This is a genomic window from Falsibacillus pallidus, from assembly GCF_003350505.1.
Lineage (GTDB): Bacteria > Bacillota > Bacilli > Bacillales > DSM-25281 > Falsibacillus > Falsibacillus pallidus.
The window spans coordinates 497,790-515,984 of sequence record NZ_QQAY01000002.1; the positions used below are offsets into that span (position 1 = coordinate 497,790).

18 protein-coding genes are annotated in these 18,195 nt (G+C 42.0%); 1 reads left to right on the top strand and 17 read right to left on the bottom strand.

Going from position 1 to position 18,195, the window contains the following annotated elements:
• Nucleotides 1-67: 67 nt before the first annotated feature.
• From DFR59_RS06210 to DFR59_RS06290, 16 genes are all read right to left on the bottom strand, one after another.
• The gene (locus tag DFR59_RS06210) at nucleotides 68-547 is read right to left on the bottom strand and encodes a (2Fe-2S)-binding protein (RefSeq protein WP_114744725.1); all 480 of its coding nucleotides are present in this window, start codon (nucleotides 545-547) and stop codon (nucleotides 68-70) included.
• Nucleotides 544-1,389 (bottom strand): FAD binding domain-containing protein, encoded by an 846-nt coding sequence (locus tag DFR59_RS06215; RefSeq protein WP_114744726.1) that lies wholly within the window; start codon nucleotides 1,387-1,389, stop codon nucleotides 544-546. The genes DFR59_RS06210 and DFR59_RS06215 overlap by 4 nt, the downstream gene beginning before the upstream one ends.
• Before the next feature lie 3 nt (nucleotides 1,390-1,392).
• The gene (locus DFR59_RS06220; RefSeq protein WP_114744841.1) at nucleotides 1,393-3,702 is read right to left on the bottom strand and encodes a xanthine dehydrogenase family protein molybdopterin-binding subunit; all 2,310 of its coding nucleotides are present in this window, start codon (nucleotides 3,700-3,702) and stop codon (nucleotides 1,393-1,395) included.
• Nucleotides 3,662-4,333 (bottom strand): NTP transferase domain-containing protein, encoded by a 672-nt coding sequence (locus tag DFR59_RS06225; RefSeq protein ID WP_114744727.1) that lies wholly within the window; start codon nucleotides 4,331-4,333, stop codon nucleotides 3,662-3,664. Before DFR59_RS06225 ends, DFR59_RS06220 begins: the two co-directional genes overlap by 41 nt.
• A 20-nt stretch (nucleotides 4,334-4,353) precedes the next feature.
• A complete protein-coding gene (locus DFR59_RS06230) occupies nucleotides 4,354-5,319 on the bottom strand; it encodes an XdhC family protein (RefSeq protein ID WP_158538332.1) in 966 nt (321 codons plus the stop codon).
• 177 nt (nucleotides 5,320-5,496) lie between these two features.
• Nucleotides 5,497-6,609: a toxic anion resistance protein gene (locus DFR59_RS06235; RefSeq protein ID WP_114744729.1), complete on the bottom strand. Its 1,113-nt coding sequence runs from the start codon at nucleotides 6,607-6,609 to the stop codon at nucleotides 5,497-5,499.
• Nucleotides 6,610-6,659: 50 nt separating this feature from the next.
• A complete protein-coding gene (locus DFR59_RS06240; RefSeq protein WP_114744730.1) occupies nucleotides 6,660-8,270 on the bottom strand; it encodes a YceG family protein in 1,611 nt (536 codons plus the stop codon).
• A 423-nt stretch (nucleotides 8,271-8,693) separates the two neighbouring features.
• Nucleotides 8,694-9,800: a cysteine protease StiP family protein gene (locus DFR59_RS06250; RefSeq protein WP_114744732.1), complete on the bottom strand. Its 1,107-nt coding sequence runs from the start codon at nucleotides 9,798-9,800 to the stop codon at nucleotides 8,694-8,696.
• A gap of 29 nt (nucleotides 9,801-9,829) precedes the next feature.
• Complete coding sequence (locus tag DFR59_RS06255) at nucleotides 9,830-11,179, bottom strand: phosphoribosyltransferase family protein (protein WP_114744733.1); 1,350 nt, start codon at nucleotides 11,177-11,179, stop codon at nucleotides 9,830-9,832.
• Nucleotides 11,121-12,338, bottom strand: coding sequence for an HpcH/HpaI aldolase/citrate lyase family protein (locus DFR59_RS06260; protein WP_114744734.1), 1,218 nt, complete (start codon nucleotides 12,336-12,338; stop codon nucleotides 11,121-11,123). The genes DFR59_RS06255 and DFR59_RS06260 overlap by 59 nt, the downstream gene beginning before the upstream one ends.
• A 90-nt stretch (nucleotides 12,339-12,428) precedes the next feature.
• Entirely contained in the window at nucleotides 12,429-13,163 is a 735-nt protein-coding gene (locus DFR59_RS06265; protein WP_114744735.1) for a TerC family protein, read from the bottom strand.
• A 61-nt stretch (nucleotides 13,164-13,224) separates the two neighbouring features.
• Nucleotides 13,225-13,806, bottom strand: coding sequence for a TerD family protein (locus DFR59_RS06270; RefSeq protein ID WP_114744736.1), 582 nt, complete (start codon nucleotides 13,804-13,806; stop codon nucleotides 13,225-13,227).
• A gap of 37 nt (nucleotides 13,807-13,843) precedes the next feature.
• Nucleotides 13,844-14,422 (bottom strand): TerD family protein, encoded by a 579-nt coding sequence (locus DFR59_RS06275; protein WP_114744737.1) that lies wholly within the window; start codon nucleotides 14,420-14,422, stop codon nucleotides 13,844-13,846.
• 38 nt (nucleotides 14,423-14,460) lie between these two features.
• Complete coding sequence (locus tag DFR59_RS06280) at nucleotides 14,461-15,063, bottom strand: TerD family protein (RefSeq protein ID WP_114744738.1); 603 nt, start codon at nucleotides 15,061-15,063, stop codon at nucleotides 14,461-14,463.
• A 164-nt stretch (nucleotides 15,064-15,227) separates the two neighbouring features.
• Nucleotides 15,228-16,055: a DUF1206 domain-containing protein gene (locus DFR59_RS06285; RefSeq protein ID WP_114744739.1), complete on the bottom strand. Its 828-nt coding sequence runs from the start codon at nucleotides 16,053-16,055 to the stop codon at nucleotides 15,228-15,230.
• Between the two features lie 103 nt (nucleotides 16,056-16,158).
• Nucleotides 16,159-17,145 carry an LCP family protein gene (locus DFR59_RS06290; RefSeq protein WP_114744740.1) on the bottom strand — a complete coding sequence of 329 codons (987 nt, stop codon included), beginning with the start codon at nucleotides 17,143-17,145 and terminating at the stop codon, nucleotides 16,159-16,161.
• A gap of 271 nt (nucleotides 17,146-17,416) precedes the next feature.
• Here DFR59_RS06290 and DFR59_RS20240 point away from each other — a divergent pair, with 271 nt between their 5' ends.
• Nucleotides 17,417-17,569, top strand: a complete 153-nt coding sequence (locus DFR59_RS20240) for a hypothetical protein (protein ID WP_170137265.1) — start codon at nucleotides 17,417-17,419, stop codon at nucleotides 17,567-17,569.
• 38 nt (nucleotides 17,570-17,607) lie between these two features.
• Here the strand turns inward: DFR59_RS20240 and clpP are convergent, their stop codons facing one another.
• Nucleotides 17,608-18,186 (bottom strand): ATP-dependent Clp endopeptidase proteolytic subunit ClpP, encoded by a 579-nt coding sequence (gene clpP / locus DFR59_RS06295; RefSeq protein WP_114744741.1) that lies wholly within the window; start codon nucleotides 18,184-18,186, stop codon nucleotides 17,608-17,610.
• Nucleotides 18,187-18,195 lie beyond the last annotated feature (9 nt).

Consider the following 18,195-nt stretch of genomic DNA (forward strand, 5'->3'; position numbering starts at 1 on the left):
TCATTAACGACATCATATCAAATCGATGCAATTTTTCCAATTAGGAATAGGAAAGGCTTGGAAGACCCTAATAATCCGTATTTCCCCTGCTTGTCAGGACTGATTTGACAGCCTCTTCAATTTCTTTGTAGCCAGTGCACCTGCAAATATTGGATTCCAGCCATTCCGTTATGACATTTTCATCGATTGTTTCCATATAATCAACCAACGCTTTACAGTTCATTATGAATCCTGATGTACAATAGCCGCATTGAAACGCAAAGTGCTCCACAAATGCCGTCTGGATGGGATCCTCTTTCAGCCCCTCAATGGTCATGATGTCAGCTTCGTCCATCTCAACAGCCAGACTTAAACATGACTTATGCGGAACTCCATTTATTAGTACCGTGCAAGCACCACAGTCCCCATTCAAGCATCCAGGTTTTGAACCGGTCAACCCCAGCTTTGATCTTAATGCAATTAAAAGCGTTTCAGAAGATCCTGCTAAAATCTTGTGCTCCTCCCCATTTACTTTCAGGATGATATCATGTGCAGATCGGGTGTTCATTTGCCCCCTCCCTCCAATTCTTCCAGCAGCTCTTCAATCAAACCTTCTAGAACAAATAGTCTATACTCACTGGATCCTTCCTGATCATCCAGCACTTTTTCTGGGAGAACCTCACGGATCCTAGATATTTTTTCTTCTTTTGCAAGTGCCTCATCATTTAAAATGGCTTCCAATCTCTCATCCCTGAATGGATAAGGAAGCAGACCGCTTAAAGCCATACGGATTTTTCCATCTGTCCTCAATCCCGCTATCGTTATCAATGGATATCCGGTATTCCATTGTTGACGTCTTTTTTTAGTGAAAAATTGTACCTCTGCAAATTTTTTGGGTGTACAGAATAATAGGACCAGCTGCCCTTCATTAAGTTCTCGTTCTCCATTAAACAGGGAGTGGATATTTTCATATTTTAATGTTTTTTCGTGGGTATCAATTGTAAGCACATAGCTGTCTGTCAATAGAAATGGCAATACCCCTTCCCGATAAAAGATCTTTCCGCACGCATTGCCCCCGATTGTAATTTTATTACGGGCAGTACGATCGGCAACCCTGCTGATTGTCTCTTCTAAAAGTGGGAATATTCCTCTTCTTTCAATGCTCGTAAGCGATCTGGCGCTGCCAGTATAAATGAATTCCCCTTCAGTCCTGTATATCTGTGACATGGGGATTGATTTAATGTCGATAACTGCATCACAAGTGTAAAGATTAAGCCGGCCAAGGGTGATAATTTCCGTACCTCCCCCATAATAAATCGGCATCCTATTTTGTTCCCTGAGGGTGGAAAAAAGTTTCACAGCCTCCAAGTACTCCTGTGCACGATGATATTCGAATGTAAAAGGAAGCATCGTTTATGTCCTCCTTTTCGCTTTCCAGATCATTTCAGGCAAAAGAGGAAGCTCATTCATCTTCACACCCGCCGCGAGAGTCAACGCATTTCCAAGCGCTGCAGGCATCCCAAGGAGTCCATGTTCACCAACGCCCCTTGCTCCGTATGGCGCATCCAATTGATAGGTATGGACAAATTCCACTTTGTATTCCGGATGCTCTCCATATCTTAAGGGCCGATATGTACGCAGCTGTGGATTCAGCACCCTGCCTCTTTGATCGAAGAAAAGGCGTTCTCTTCCCCCATATGAAATCCCCATGCTCATGGCCCCCATGACTTGGCCAAGTGCGGCTTTTTCGTTCAAGACCCTGCCGATGTCCACGACAGATACTGCCTTAAGGACCCTATATGTCAAGTCTTTCGCATTCAATTCGATCTCTACACCCTGCGCAGCTACTGTCCACTCAGGACCAAGTCTTCCTTCACCGGTTTCAGGGTTCATATTGGTCATATTTCTCATGATATAATTGCCTTTACCAATGATTTGGCCGCCAACGGCATTGCCGTTCGGAAATTTATATCCATACGCCAAGTCTTTTATTGGGAGAAATGTCAAAGGATCATCTTTTAAATACACCTTTCCATAGCCTACATCCAAGTCTTGAACCTTCACTCTCAAAACACACGCCGCCAGCGCCTTCAATTGTGTCATGACGTCATCAGCAGCTTCTAGCAATGCTTTTCCTGCCATGAATACCCCTCTGCTCGCAACCGTTTTCCAATGCTCAGGTGTGGATTTGGTATCGATTTCCATTTGGACATGGATCTGAGAAATATCCATTTTCATTTTTTCTGCAAGCATCTGTGCCAGAACAGTCTTAGTCCCTGTACCGATTTCAACAACACCGGACATGAGATTGATGCTTCCATCACTGTTAAATGTCAATATCACACCAGATGAAGCATTTTGATCGATTGTAGAGGTTTTCCAGACGCATGCTACACCCTTTGCACGAATGAGATGTTGATTGACATGAACAATTTGGCCACTATCCCAATCCATCAAATCACGCAGCCGATCGATGCATTTTGGGAGGTTTCCCAGATTGCTCCTTGTCAGCCTCACCATAGTGGGGGTGTAATCGCCAGGTAAGATGCTGTTCAGTTCTCTGAAATCCAGTACATCCATCCCTATTTCCTCAGCAAGGGAATCCATCGTCCGTTCAAATGAAAACAACAGCTCTGAATGGCTGAATCCCCTGAATGGGGCAGCATAAGGATGATTCGTGTAGACACAAAGAGAGTCGCATTTTACATTTTCGATATGATATGGACCCGTACAATCAACGGCCGCCGCTCTTGCCAGGTCAACAGCTTTATCAGAGTAGGCGCCGCCGTCGAATAAATAAAGGATTTCTGCGGCCTTGACCTTTCCATCCTTTCCACAGCCCAGTTTAATGCGGGCTTCAAGTCCGATATGCCCAGGAGAGGTAAGGATATCCTCTTCCCTGGTATTCATGATTTTCACTTTCCTTCCGTCAACTGCCTTTGAAGCCAAATATGCCAGTAATTCTAATTGAACAGAGGCCTTTCCCCCGTATCCCCCGCCTACCAATGGTGTTTTCACAGTCACTTTTCCTATTTCAATATCAAAATAGCTGCCTATCAGTTTTTTAACCATAAATGGCGCTTGGGACGATGTATGAATTTCGATATTTCCTTCTTTATCAATTTCACATATGCTGCATCTGACTTCCATTGCGGCATGGTCGGCTGGAGGAAGGAAATAGGATTCCTCAACGATATGGCTGCAAGAATCCCATCCTTTTTTCATATCTCCTTTCCTTACTTTTAATCGATTTGCGATATTGGTCCATGGCACCGGGAATACATCTTTTTCTTTAAGATAGCTCTCCAATTGTTTGTGAATGAGAGGAGCTCCTGCGTTGACTGCTTGAGAAGGAGAGTTAATGACAGGGAGAGGCTGATAGGAAACCTTCACTAATGATGCGGCTATTTTTGCAGAATGATAGGAATCGGCGACAATGACAGCAATCGCTTCACCATAGTACCTCACCCGATCATAGGCTAGTGGCGGCCTGTCGCGGATCTGCTCACCTGTTAAGGGCAGATTTTTTCCTAAAATACACGCACGAACTCCTTTTACGGCTAACGCTTCATCCACTGAAATATGCAGGATTTTAGCGTGTGCTTCCGTGCTGGTGACCAATACTCCATGGAGCATGCCAACTCCTTGAATATCGTTTGTATATATTGCGCGGCCGGAAACTTTATCGAGTGCTTCCTTTCTGATCACACTTTTCCCTAGCATCTCCACTTGACTTCCCTCCTTCTTTTATGGATTTCATCAGGTGTATAGCATTTAGATATTCGTACTCATTATCGACATCAAAAGCAAAATGGGAATCATAAAATTCCTCAAATAATCCATTCTCTTTCTTTAAAAGGCTCCTGGCGCCAATGTCCCCTTGGAGCCCTAAAAGTTTTGAAAATATGGACTTAGAAAAAATGATGGGCGGCATTGGAGTGGAATGATAAGTAGAGGCAAGATAGTAGAGTCCAGACTTTTGATAGAGTTTAAGAAGGCTGTTAAAAAGGGTGTTAGTCTGGAATGGTTGATCAGCAAGGATGATCATAACAGCATCCGCCGCAAATTCAATTGCTTTATTTACTCCGCATCTTATCGATTCGGCCATTCCTGCATGAGCAGTTGGACAGTATAAATAAGACCATTTGCCCTCCGTTTCAGCATTTATATGGTCCATCCAAACAGGTGGGGACGCACCCGAACCGACAAAAAGGACATGAGTTAATTGAGAACGGACAGCAGCATCAAAAGCATACTGGCCCAGCGGTCTACCCTCTAAAGCCAAGTCCAGTTTCGGTTTACCCATCCGGCTGCTGCTGCCCGCGCCTAATACAATTCCGACAATGTGCAGCATATGTATTCCCCCTTTCTTATTCACGAATGAACGATGGAGATGATTTCAGCCATGATCGCAACCGCAATTTGTTCAGGTCCTTTTGCCCCGATATTGATTCCGATCGGCGAATAAATATTTTCAAAATGGTGGTCTTGAAGCAATTTCTCCGTTCTTTTCCTCGAACCAAGTATTCCAATATACTTCAAATGACTTCCCGTTTTCTGCAGCTGATCAAGTATATCTTTATCAGTCTGGAATTGATGCGTCATGATGACCACAAGATCGTCATCTTTTAAATGAATCCTTTTCATACAGCTTTCCGGAGAACCTAAAATAAGCTGATCTGCCTCAGGAAAATGAAGACCCTGAAGACGATCTTCTCTGTTGTCACAGACAATAACCGAAAACCCGCATTGAGAGGCAAGGCGGCATAAAGGTTCCGCATCCTTGCCTCCGCCAAATAAAATCACCCTTTGCTGGGGTGTTAACAATTGTTGATAGATAATCAGATGTTCAGAATCAGATGTCCGGTTCATTAAGCCGGAAGGGAGGGAAACTTGCTTTTCGCTCTCCTGAAAATCGTGTCCCATATAGTCAAAATGAGGAGAAAAATATATTGTCCAATAGATTGAATTTCCATTGTACAAACTTTTATCAAGTATTTTAAATTCGTTCTGCAGCATCCTGTCGATCGCTTGAAGAAAAATGAATAGGGTTCCGCTGCAGCCAGAACCCCTCCCCCATCCGGAATCATCTTCGCTTTCCAATGAATAGATCAATGTTTTTCCTGAACATCCGGATGCTAATAGATCCTCTGCATGATAGGCTAAATCTTCTTCCAGACAACCAGCTGATATCATCCCTTTCCTAATTCCTCCGGGACCAAACAGCATGCAGCTTCCTTCTTTCAAATAGGCTGATCCCTCCACATGGACGATCAACGCCAATACCTTTTGTTCATCACTGGCAACGGCTTCCTTAAGAATCGAGAAAAAAGAGTGCAAGAACCACCACTTCCCTTTTTCCATTGAATGAAAGTAAATAGAAAAACCCCTTACATTTTATGGACCGATCCGTTTCTTCAGAACCGAAACATTCAAGCTGAGAATTACCATAAGCACAAAAACCCCCTTCATCACATGATGAAAGGGGGCTGCCGTCCAGCGCTTTCAGACAGTCTGCTATTGCTTCATTTTCATTTTTTCATAATTATCCTGGAGCTGTGCCAATCGTGTTCTTCCTTCTTCGCGAAGGCGTTTATTTTCCTCTTCGATTGCTTTTGTTTCCTGCATTCCTTTTACGATGATATTCCACGTTTCTTCCATTGTCTCAAGCTTGATGCTTGGTCTGCCGGCCATGCGGGCAATGTCCACACTTTGCTGTGAAATATTTTGCGCATTGCGTAAAAGCATTTCATTCGTACGCTTATCAAGTTCATTCATGGATTGCGCCACTAAATTCTGCCTTTTTGCAGAAATAGCATTAATCAAGCTGTTCTTGAAAATAGGAATCGTTGTGACGAAGGCAGAGTTTATTTTTCCGATCAATTTTGTGTTTCCTCTTTGAAGCATCCTGATTTGCGGAGCAGATTGGAAAGAAACCTGCTTTGCCATTTCCAGATCATAAACTCTTTGGTCAAGAAGTTCCACAGCATTCTTCAGTGAGTCAAGCTCCATTCCTGCAAGCTGATCACCGCTCGCGACTCGCTGCTCAAGCTGAGGGATGCGATTCTTCAGTTCTTCCAGTTTCACTTCTCCGGCACTGATGTATTTTTCAAGTTCCAAATAATATTGGAAATTTTGTTCGTATAACTGTTCAAGTGTTTGTGTAGACTTTTTCATTTCTGTTTCATACTTTGTGATTTCAACATATACCTTATCAATTTCCGATCCCATCGTCTGATATTTGCTGAATAATTTTTCAATCATTTTCTGTCCGCGGTTAAACAGTTTAGATATCAAGCCTTTATCTTCCACAAAATCTTTGCTGTCGAATTTATCCATTATTTTACCAAGCTGCTTAAGTAGTACACTCGATTCTTCCATGCTGCTTGACTTAATGGAATTCAAGACTCGGCCAGAAAAAGCAGATATCTCATTAGCCGTTTCTTTTCCATATTCTAATAGTGCGATTTGGTTCTTATCATCGATATTTTGAGCAATTCGCTGCACTTCAGGATCATTCTTCATCTTTTCCTTCAATTGCAGTGTACTATTTTGCATAACCTCTTCTTTTTGATCAAGATTAAGATTCTGCAGCTGCGTAAGATCCTGAACAGAAGTTAAATTTGACATTTCATCGCGCTCCTTTATTAAAGTCTGTTTTCGTATACATTCGAGCCTTATTAAAAGATTTTTTTAATGATTTTCTTAAAAACGGAAGCTTCCTTGAATTCCTCTTCGAAGCTGACTTCTTCAAGCCAGTGGGTGTCGAAGTATTTCTCATTCATATAAAGTTCAATGTCATTTTGGCCCGGTGGATTGAAAATGACAATATCAATCCCTATCTCATTTAACAAAGCAATCAAAGCTGCATCGCATCTGGACATTTTGCCATTTTTCTCTGTATTGTAGAGAATCAGTTTAGGGACATCCTGAGCATAGTCAAACCTCTGGAGGAGCTTTGACACGTCTTCCGGAATGGCCATGGCCTGGGCAAAGAGAAAAAGCTGCAGCTGCTCCAATTTTTCATGGGGGAGAGGCTTAATTCTCGGCTTCGCGCAATATCTGGATACGGCTGAAGCGATTCCCAGCTGAAGCCCTGATGGAAGCTCTTTATATTTCCACCAGTTGGAATGGATGATCTGTTCAGGTTCAAGAATACCATCGGAATTTAATGCGTTTCGATAATGGAATAATAAATTCGCGTTGATTTCTTTTGTAAAAGGAAAACGGCGGACGGTTAAAGCGTTATCCATATCCGTAACGGTTTGAATACGATCCCAATATTGTTTACGGTTTTTGGATATCCCCTGGACCTTTGCGAATAACGCAGGGATATGAACTTTCTTATCTGACACTTCAAAATTAGGCCGGATAAAGGATTTTTCTTTGATGAGAATGAACAGTTCGTCATAAGTCGTCTTCAAAGTTACCGACACCGGATCATAATTCCTGAACTGCCATGGCTTGTATAGCATGGAGCCATCAGAGTGCATCACTTTGTCGATTTCCTGTGACGCCCTGTAGGCGACGGTTGATTTTCGGACCGGTCTGGTTTTAGGGAAGGGCTGCAGCTCCCCTTTTGATGGGTACTGAAGCACTTTTGAAACCTTTTGATCTTCATCTATGGATTGGAGAATGTCCTTTCCTTCAGGATGAAAGATCAAGACGTCGCATCCTACAAGAATCAAGTAATATAAAAAATAACTTTCACTTTCTGAAGCATCCCCGTACCAAATGACCTGTGGAGTTTCATGGATAAAATCATTTTGATTCAGCCATGGATCTAAATGATTCCACAGCCACTTAACCATATCCACTATGGCCCTCCGAAATCCGGAATCTGCCATGCCTTGTGCATGCTTTGCTTCAAATGTCTGCAAGTATGTCATCAATGCGTTTCTTAAATGAAAATATACTCTTCTGTTTTGCGTCTGAGGAATCAGGCGCTCTCCATCCAAAAATGCAAGGAATCGATTGACAGATAAGCGTTCTTCCTGATGGATCATCAAAATCCGCTGGATGGATTGAAAACGGGCAGGATCAATTGATTTGTCCAGCTCTTCATTCAGTAGGTGCGCTTTTACTTCTTCGCTGTGGATGGCATCATAAAGTTCTTCCAGGTACTGGTCCTCAGATAGATGGGTCCCGAGCATCCGGGCAGCAACATGTCCGAATGTCAGGTTATTCTCTTCTTTTTTATAGCCCTCACGCTGTGGAAGCGGCTTTTTCATTATGGTTTGCCAATCGTCTAAGCTGAAATTAAGCGGGATCGGCATAATGGAATCATTCATCTAATTCAACTCCTTCCATCTTGAGGTCAAGTGATCTATTCACCCTTTTTTCTGATAAAGCATAAAATAATTTCCCAGACCGCACTCTAATTAGAAAAAGGTGAGATGATATGAGATTATTAATGCGCAGAACGAAAGATGCCAGGACAGACCAAGCCTTGGATCTATACAGTTCCATAGCCGCTTCATCCTGTTTTGTCTTCATTGATTTATTATTAATTGATTTATGGTTAAGCTTTATAATTTCTTCCCATATAGGAATTGGCTTTAAAATGACTTTTTTCTCGCTGTATGCTTGCTTCACCCTTATGTATTTTTTTGTACATGGGTTATTCAAAAGAAAAGTACACAGGGAGTGACCATATTCCTATATCCTTATCTTAACAAATCTTCGAGAGGTTCGCATCTGAATTCACCCTGGTATTAGACACCTTTTACGGATTGAATGATCCCGCAGCATGCATAAGACATTCCCTCATAATATTCCACAGGAACTTTCCTTTCTTCTGCCAGCATCAAAATATGGTTCAGGGATTCATTCCCTCTCTCACCAATTAATATTTTCCATGGCATCCTGCGAAGCAGCACCCTTGTTGTTTCACCAATTCCAGGTTTAATAAGATTCGTATCATCTATTTTAAATTCCTTTTGGATTTTCAAAACATCCTGGATGCCCTTCCATCCTGGTTCATCCAGTTCTTTGCTGAGACCTATTTCATTCCTTGGGTGCGAATGAATAATTTCAGGAAACTGGCTGGATATTTCATCAATAAAATAAATTGAAAGATCATGTTCCATCCATTCACGATAATATTTGGCTCCATGAAAATCATCTGAGGAGATGTACTGTTGATTAAGAACGGTTCTACTGATCAGGCCAGATACAGTTGCATTCAAGCAAGAACTTGGCAGGAAAAAATCTTTTTTTGTTCCATACAATGCTGCACAATCTCCCGGATCGCAAAGAACTGCCAAAGAATCCTTCAATCCCAAATTGCACTCATCATTCAAACTATCTACAGATCGAGTCAGTTCACGTTGGATAGCACCTTTTCCTGTCCATCCGTCAATAAACTGAATGTCGCTTAAAGGATGCATTGAACATATGTATTTAATGGCATTAGCATCGATTCCTCTCCCCCTAATGATAGAAACACTATAATGCGGGAGTTCAATGCCGTATTTGATTGCTATATACCTTTTTATAAGGATTCCAACAGGTGTACCTGCTCTCGCAAGGGATACAAGGACGATATTCTTGCCCCTTTGATTCAGAATTCTTTCACTGAGGATCGATACCAGTCTCGCTGCTTCCCTTTTCGATGCTGCAAGAGATTCATGAAAAAGGGATAAATAAGACTGAGAAGGAAGCTTCTCTTTTGGCAGTGATTCAGAATAATGGATGCCGCTCTGAATAACAGCCTCCCTTTCTTCTGTCCTGCCTTCAAGATTGGCCTGTTTAAGATCCTTCAATAGAAAAATGACATCTTTTTCTGAATAGCTGCCAATTTTATTTTCTGTCAGCGACATGGCGAACACCTTCTCTTTAAAAATAGTATTTATTTGCTGAATGGAACGATATGTACAAAGGAGAACAGGTTTCGGGCATGCTTCAGCCAGGACTCCAATGCCTGGGGCTGCATTCCACGTTCTATGAAAAGGAAAACTTCATCATACTGTCCCTTTTCAACATTATAAAAATAATTCACTACCCCAGGGGTTTCGATGGAATCAAATGTATAGCGGCTCTTCGCACCATATAATTCAGTCTTGTGAGGATAGATCGGGCTTCTTGTGGTAGATTGAAAGAAAACTCCTTTTCCCATTTCAGCTGCCGCACCCATTGGAATATACATAAACTCCCCGGTCCCCATGCATAAGGTTCTTGTTCCTTTACGTCTACCTTTCAAAAAATCACCGATTTCAGATAGATAATTTTCCAAAGCGCTTGTCTCGTCCGAAGTAATTCCGAACCGTCCTGACTGTGATAAAAATGGAATTCCTTCATTGATATTTATATTGTGAAGAGAAGGACTCGGGATGGCATGATATTGAACGGTTCCCCTGCCTTCATTATACATCTCCACTTCTTCATTTTTATGGACTGGGTAGCCTTCGGGGACGATTTCACCTGAAAGCAATGACACTTCCGTGATTTCAATACCTAACTTTTTTTCCATTTCACGGAATTTTTCTTTTTGTGCCCGTGACCTCCAATCAAGGATAGAAACGACCGTATAATGCTTCCTTGGATGAAGTTCATGAATGGATTCAATGATATTCAAAGCAGTCTTCCCTGTTGTCATTTCGTCATCCACTAATACTACCGGATGGTTATTCTCCACAATAGAAGGTTTGATATAGCATCGATGGGAAGTGGCGTGTGAGTGCTCCTCTTCAAAATTAATAACAGAATCCATATACGAGATTTCCTCGCGAGTAGTATGGAAATACACAGCATTTTGGAAACAATTAAACATAGAATGCCCCAACGCGGTTGCCGTTTCCGCAAAGCCAATAAATAAGGTGCGTTCAGGAAGTTCGAGCTTTGTCTCCTTCAATTTAGGAAGAAGGGATGGATCCCCAATTCCACTGTTGACTGACTGAATCAATGCATTACGAAGAGGATGATTCCTCTGATGATGTAAGTGAATATATCGATCAGCCAGGAGTGCCCCAACAGCCAGAGCTGTCGCAGGCTGTACAGGAATATGCTTTCCCAATACCTTACTGACAAAAAGAAATCCTCTTTTTTTATTGATTCTTGCGGCCATTTGGAAAAGGGAATCTGGATTTAAATCATACGGATTTTCCGTAATGGTGATGTTCATCTGTAAGCCATCAATAATATTATAAGTACACGTTTTGTTCTCTCTTGACTCCAAGGAGATCAATGAATGTTTGTCCATCCTGCAGCACCCCGAAAATATGTGATTTGCGCAGCACAACCTGCGCCCAGTTGTAATGTGGTTTTATCTCGTTCATTTTGTTTGAATAATGGCTCTTAATGACGCCGTTTACGTTTTCCTCCTGGTTCAGGATTGCCATGGCGTCCAGATATTCCTCCAATGTCACGACATTCATGGCTTGAACCACTTTGATGTGAGAAGGGTGAATGATGGTTTTTCCAACGAGCCCATTCGCCTTGTCCAACAGCACTTCATGGATTAAGCCATCTTCAAATCGTTCGATCATTTCTGCCCTCATATTAAATCCAGTCCTGCCATAGGAGGCTTCGAATGGAGTCTGGCGAATCTGCGGCTTTAAAATCCGCTCCCCTCCTTGGAAGTACTCCCATACCGGCCCCGAGATAACATACTGGCTGGATGATCGTCCAAAAATATTGATGATATCAGAAATACAATCCCGAATGACAGCAATATCATAGATGGTAGTATCCTTATTCCTCCTGATGCCAAAAAGACCCGAGAAATCTGTGGCACCGATCCTTACATTTAGAATATTAGTATAAGAGTCCAAAATGGATTTGATTTCCAACAATGTTTCCATTCGCTTCTCTTTGAAAATGATTTCAGGGGATTCCAATATAGGCATGGCATAAAGATTCAATTGATATTGATTGTTCATTTCTTCCAGCGTTTCTAAAAACAGCCGTCCATTTTCAGGCGTGAATTTAGGAAACACAAATCCGCAAAGCAAATTTCTCGCCATATCTCCAAGACGCTCCAATAAAACCACAACTTGTTTGAATGTTCTGACTCTTATAAAAAGAAGTGGGATCTCAGATTGTCTGAAGCTTCCTCTTTCAACGGATTGCGTTAATTCTTGTATCTGATGGACCAAATTCCATTCAGCAGAATCTATTTCACTATCACTTATGGAATCTTCCAGGCAGATGACAATGGTCGAAAGGCCTTCATGCCTCCCCTTTAAATACTTGCCAGAAAGAATATCATTTGCAATGCTGTCCCTTGTACCCGGCATATAAAGGGCAGCACCAAGGCTGTATGCCAGCAGCTCCTTTGGAGAATCTTTGGAAAAAGGTTGAGGTTCTTTATAGAATAGTTGGACTCTCTCCTCATCAGAGAGATAGGAAAAATGCTGCAAGGAAGATCCTCCTTCTCGTAATATACTTTCTGGCAAGAATTAAAGAAAGAGAGAAAGATAGAGCTGCATCTTCCTCTCCCGTCACTTGCCTTATTTACCTGCTTCTGATTCTTTTGCTCTTTTCTTCAATACATGAATAAAGAAGGTTCCGGCGAAGATTGCGATAAGGATGCTGAAGAAAATAATTTCTTCCACATGAAATCCGAATGATGCAGCTATCATTTTAACCCCAATGACAGCAATGAGAATGAATGCGGTAGCTTCAAACTCTGGGATTCGCTCAATCAATGCCAGGAAAAGCTGTGCTACCCCACGCATCATCAATACACCGAGCATCCCTCCCAGAAGGAGGACCCATATTTGATCCGATACCCCAAAAGCAGCGATCACGCTGTCAATACTAAAGGCGATGTCCATCAGCTCTACCGTCAATACGGTCCGCCAAAAGCCCATCTGTTTCGGCTCAATTTCCTTATCTTCTTCTTTTTTGCGAAAGTGGGAATAGGCAAGATAAAGAAGATATAATCCGCCAAGAACTTTTATCCATGTAATTTCAATCAAAAATACACCCAGTCCGATTGCAAGGAAACGAAAAATATAGGCACCGATAATTCCATAAAATAGAGCTTTCTTTTGCTGTCTTTGCGGAAGGTGCTTCACCAGTACGGCTAAGACTAGAGCATTATCTGCTGATAAAAGCCCCTCCAAAATGACCAGGCTTCCAATGATCCCCCAGCTGGCAGGATCGGTCACTACTTTTTCGAACATTTCAATTGAAAAGAAGGAAGAGTAGCTATGAAAGAGCTCGTTGAAGAATTCAGTCATCCATGGTCTCCTTTATGCAATTTGGTGTAATCCAATCGCTTAACCAGGTTTAATCAGTTTTTCAGACATCCAATCCATAGTTGCGGCAAAGAGCAGCTAGGCCGCCTTGGAATCCGCTGCCGATGGCGTTGAATTTCCATTCGCCAGCATGCTTGTAAAGCTCACAAACAACGACTGCCGTTTCAATGGAAAAGTCCTCGCCTAAGTCATAGCGCAGAATTTCACGGTTATTAGAAGCATCGATAACCCTGACAAATGCATTGGATACTTGCCCGAAGTTCTGTGCCCTCGCTTCAGCATCGTGGATTGTCACTGTGATGCCGACCTTTTCGACATAGGAAGGAAGAAGGCTGAAGTCGACGTTCATTCTTTCGTCGTCGCCTTCTCCTTCTCCAGTCCGGTTATCCCCTGTATGTTCTACTGCTCCGTTGGGGCTTTTAAGATTGTTATAGAAAATGAATTCGTTGTCATTCTCTACTTTATTATCCGCGTTGCACATGAATGCACATGCATCCAAGTCAAAATCTTGGCCGCCGGAATACTTATTTGTATCCCATCCTAAGCCGATGATGACTTTTGTCAATCCGGGATTTGTTTTAGTAAGATCAATACGCTGTCCTTTTGATAATGAAATGGAAGACATACAAACACACTCCTAAAATTGAATCTTATTCGTTTTCTTACACGTCTAATCCGAAGTCTTTTACAAGTGAAGCAAGCCCGCCCTGGTATCCACTTCCAATGGCATTGAATTTCCATTCGCCATTATGGCGGTATAATTCACCTACGACAAGTGCTGTCTCAATGGAGAAATCTTCCCCAAGGTCGTAGCGGATCAGCTCTTCTCCATTTGCTTCATTGACGATCCTCGCGTAGGAATTCGCCACCTGGCCGAAGTTTTGGCCGCGCTGCTCTGCATCATGAATGGTAATTGCGAATACGATGCGTTCAATAGATCCAGGAACTGAAGCGAGATTCACTTTGACTGTTTCGTCGTCTCCTGCGCCTTCTCCAGTACGGTTATCCCCTTCGTGGTTAACTGAACCATTCGCACCAGTAGGATTATTGTAGAAAATAAAATCAGATTCAGCTGCACATTTACCTTGTGCATTCAAAAGGAATACGGAAGAATCCAAATCGAAATCGTGTCCTCCGTCGTATCTGTTCGTATCCCATCCAAGTCCGACCACAATGTTTGTCAATCCCGGATTTGTTTTTGTCAAATCAACCTTTTGCCCTTTAGATAGATTAATTGCCATGATTAAACCACTCCTATTATATGATTTGGTTTTATATTTTATCTTCCATATTTAGCCGCAATTTTATCAATTCCGGTATCTTTTGTACCCTGGCCGACAGCGGAGAATTTCCATTCACTGCCGCTGCGGTATATTTCCCCTGGGAAAAGGGCTGTCAGTCCGGCGTAGTTATCCGTTAAATTATAATTTGCAAGCTCTGTATTGCTGGAGCTGTCAACAACGCGGATAAATGCGTTCTGAATCATGCCGAAATCCTGTTTGCGCTGAACGCATTGATAAATATTCACCACAAATACAAGCTTATGTATATGGGCAGGAACCTTATTCAAATCTACGAAGATTTGTTCATCATCCCCGTCCCCTTCACCAGTGATATTGTCACCGGAGTGGCGGACACTTTGGCAGGTGCTCAATTTCTTGCCGAAGTAAACGACATCTTCAAGTTTGTCATTCTCCCCTATTAGCAGCACTGATGCGTCACAGTCAATATTGCTGCCGCCGCCTCCGCCGAAAAGCCCTCCAAGAAAACCTGAGCCGCTTTTCTTTACTGGATCCCAGCCTAAACCAATCAAAATTTTAGATAATCCAGCTCTACCTTTAGTTAAATCGATTTTTTGTCCTTTTTGTAATGATATCGCCATACCTTTCACTCCTCATGTCAGTGATTCGTCTATCTTATATAAAATGTTACCATATCCAAACATGGATTTAAAAAGATTTGTATGAATTTTGTAAATTTCTGCAATCCAATGTTTAGCTGCTTCTCTACTATTTACGGCAAAATCGGAAAAAGGTTTCAAAAAACTTATAAAACCCTCATATGACGATTTTTCCCTTTAACGATTTGAAACACTCCGTATAGCAGCAGTCCTATGGCCAATAAGCCGAGGAGCCATTGCCCAAATGGCTGCTGAGAAATCTTCAGTAGGGCGCCGTCAAAATCGGTTGCTTCATCCGGCTTTGCAGTGAGGGCTGTTTGAATCAAAAAATAGCCGATCATACAAAATACGATGCCTCTTGATGAAAGTCCAAGCTTTCCGGTTTTCAAACCAAGTTTAAGTTCCTTGGCACTCATTTCATATTTTTTGAACCTCTCGGCAAACTTTTCTTTATAAGCAAAGTAAAATTGGTATAAACCATATATGGCGATTCCCGCTCCAAGCAATCCAATCAGCCACTGTCCCCAATCATGCTGAATCAGCTTAGCCATGACTGTTTTTTTCGAATCAGAGCTGCTTGAGCCTGCATGCATAGCGATTTTTATGGCTTTATAGGTTAATCCTACATATAAAGCGCCACTGATAAAGTAGCCGATTTTCGCGCCAAGTCCTTTTACCCCGAACCCGCGATCTTCCGGATCGATGAACACCTGGATCAACCTCCATCCAACGTAGCATACCAATCCGACAGAAATGATCCATAGCAGCACTTCACCATAAGGCTCTTTTGCGACCGAAGCAAAAGCCCCTTCTGCCCCTTTTTTATTTCCGCCTACACCGATGGCGGCCATCATGGTTAATATCCCAATTAAAATATACACAAACCCTTTGGCAAAATAGCCGAGTCTGGCAAATTTACGTATCCATGGTCTTGCTTTATCCTTTTGTTTTTCGGTTGTATTCATTTTGTTCATCTGTTTTCCCCTTTCTCCGATAATTGCATTATTCCCCCCTTCCTTAACAGAAAAACCATTGATATAAGAAAAAGACGCCTCCTTGGCGTCTTTTTCTTAACTTCTATTGACCTGAATCCCCTGATTGGCCGGTTGATCCCGAGCCGTTTAGGAATTCGTCGATTGCTTCTTTATTTTTCTCGAAGTCAACTTCGAGTACGGCCCCTGCATGGCTGTAATATCCATCTGAGTAGGATCCGTCTACCGGCACCCTTAATGTTTTGATTTTCTTATCGTTATTAAAAAGGACATCCTTTAAAAGTGCCAATTCATTTAATTTGCTCATATTCGTATCATAATAAGGCTGCACTGCTCCAAGGATTTTTGGAAGCTTGGTGACTCCGCCTAAACTTAATGCTTTGTCTTTTACAGCTTCAAGCACCTTTTGCTGTCTCGCTACACGTCCGAAATCACCTTCCGCATCATGTCTGAAGCGGGCATATCCCAATAATTCTTTTCCGTGCAGCTTTTGTAGTCCAGGCTGCAGGGAAACACCGATTTTTTCAGACATAGGCTTTTCTACATTTATTTCGATTCCGTCTGGTGCGAGTGTATCGATGGACTTTTCAAATCCCTTGAAATCGACAATGGCATAATATTGAATGTCGAGATCGAAATTCTTCTTGATGGTTTGTCTTAATAATTCCGGTCCCCCGAGGAAAAAGGCAGTATTGAGCTTGTAGTTTTGGTACCCCGGTATCTCTACATACATATCCCTCATTAGGGAAACAATCTTGGTTTGTTCTGTTTTAGGGTCATATTGGGCAACCATCATCGTGTCCGACCTGGATTTTTCTTCACCGCGGGTATCCACCCCTAAGAGAAGGACGTTGATTTTGCCATTCTTATCTTTTTTTCCGTTGAATTTATAATCCGTTTTAAGCGCGGAAGGATCTCCTTTAGACATCTGCAGCCCCTGATAGTATTGAAAGGCAGAATATCCTATTAGCGCAATGATGATTATAAGCAATACCGTCAAAATTTTATATCGTTTCTTTTTTCGTCTACCTTTATTTTTACGTCTTTGATCAAATCTAGATCTGGATTCCATATTTAAACACCTGCTTCATATTATGATTCGCTGCAATTATTCTCTGTCTACATACCCATTTTCTAAAGTTACCATGCAAGGTGTCCTGCATTCATTGATTTTAATCATATCCCGGCATAATTACAAGTGGAATCTTGCGGTTTCATAATCTGCCCAATGAATGCCATTGATTCCTTTCATTTCTTTTAGAGCGTATAACCGCATCGTTCCGTATATTTTTTGCAAATATCTTCATAATAATGTGGAAAGAATTGAAGGCAGGTGAAATTGGATGGGCAAGACGAAAAAAGGAAATAGAAATGCTCAAATCAATAATAACGCAAAAATGAACAGCAAGGTTGACAGCGAGGAAATGATTGAGTTTTCTCCTTCACATGCCGGCAGTGAAATGGAGCAAAAAACAGAACCTGCTAAGGCGGAATAAAAAACCCAGCCCGGCTAAATGAACCGGGCTGGGTTTTTCTAATTCACTATTATTTCATCAATGATCCCATATTCCAGAGCTTCCTTTGCCGACATAAAGTAATCGCGGTCAGTATCATAAGCTACTTTTTCAATCGGCTGTCCTGTTCGGTCTGCTATTATTTTATTGGTGTGCGATTTTAATTTAATGATTCTTTTTGCAGAGATTTCAATATCCGTTGCTTGACCCTTTGCCCCTCCCAGAGGCTGATGAATCATGATTTCGCTGTTTGGCAATGCAAACCTTTTTCCTTTTGTGCCTGCCAACAGCAGCATTGCCCCAAAGGAAGCAGCCATGCCGATGCAGATGGTGCGCACATCCGGCTTGATATAGTGCATTGTGTCAAAAATGGCAAACCCAGCAGACGTTGATCCTCCGGGACTATTGATATAAATCGAGATGTCCTTATCAGGATCATCTGCTGCTAAAAATAACAACTGTGAAACAACACTGCTGGCCAGGGAATCATTGATTTCATCTCCAATCATGATGATTCGGTCCTTTAAGAGCCTTGAATAAATATCGTATGACCTCTCCCCGGTCTTGGTTTGTTCGATTACATACGGAATGGTATTCATAAAATAATC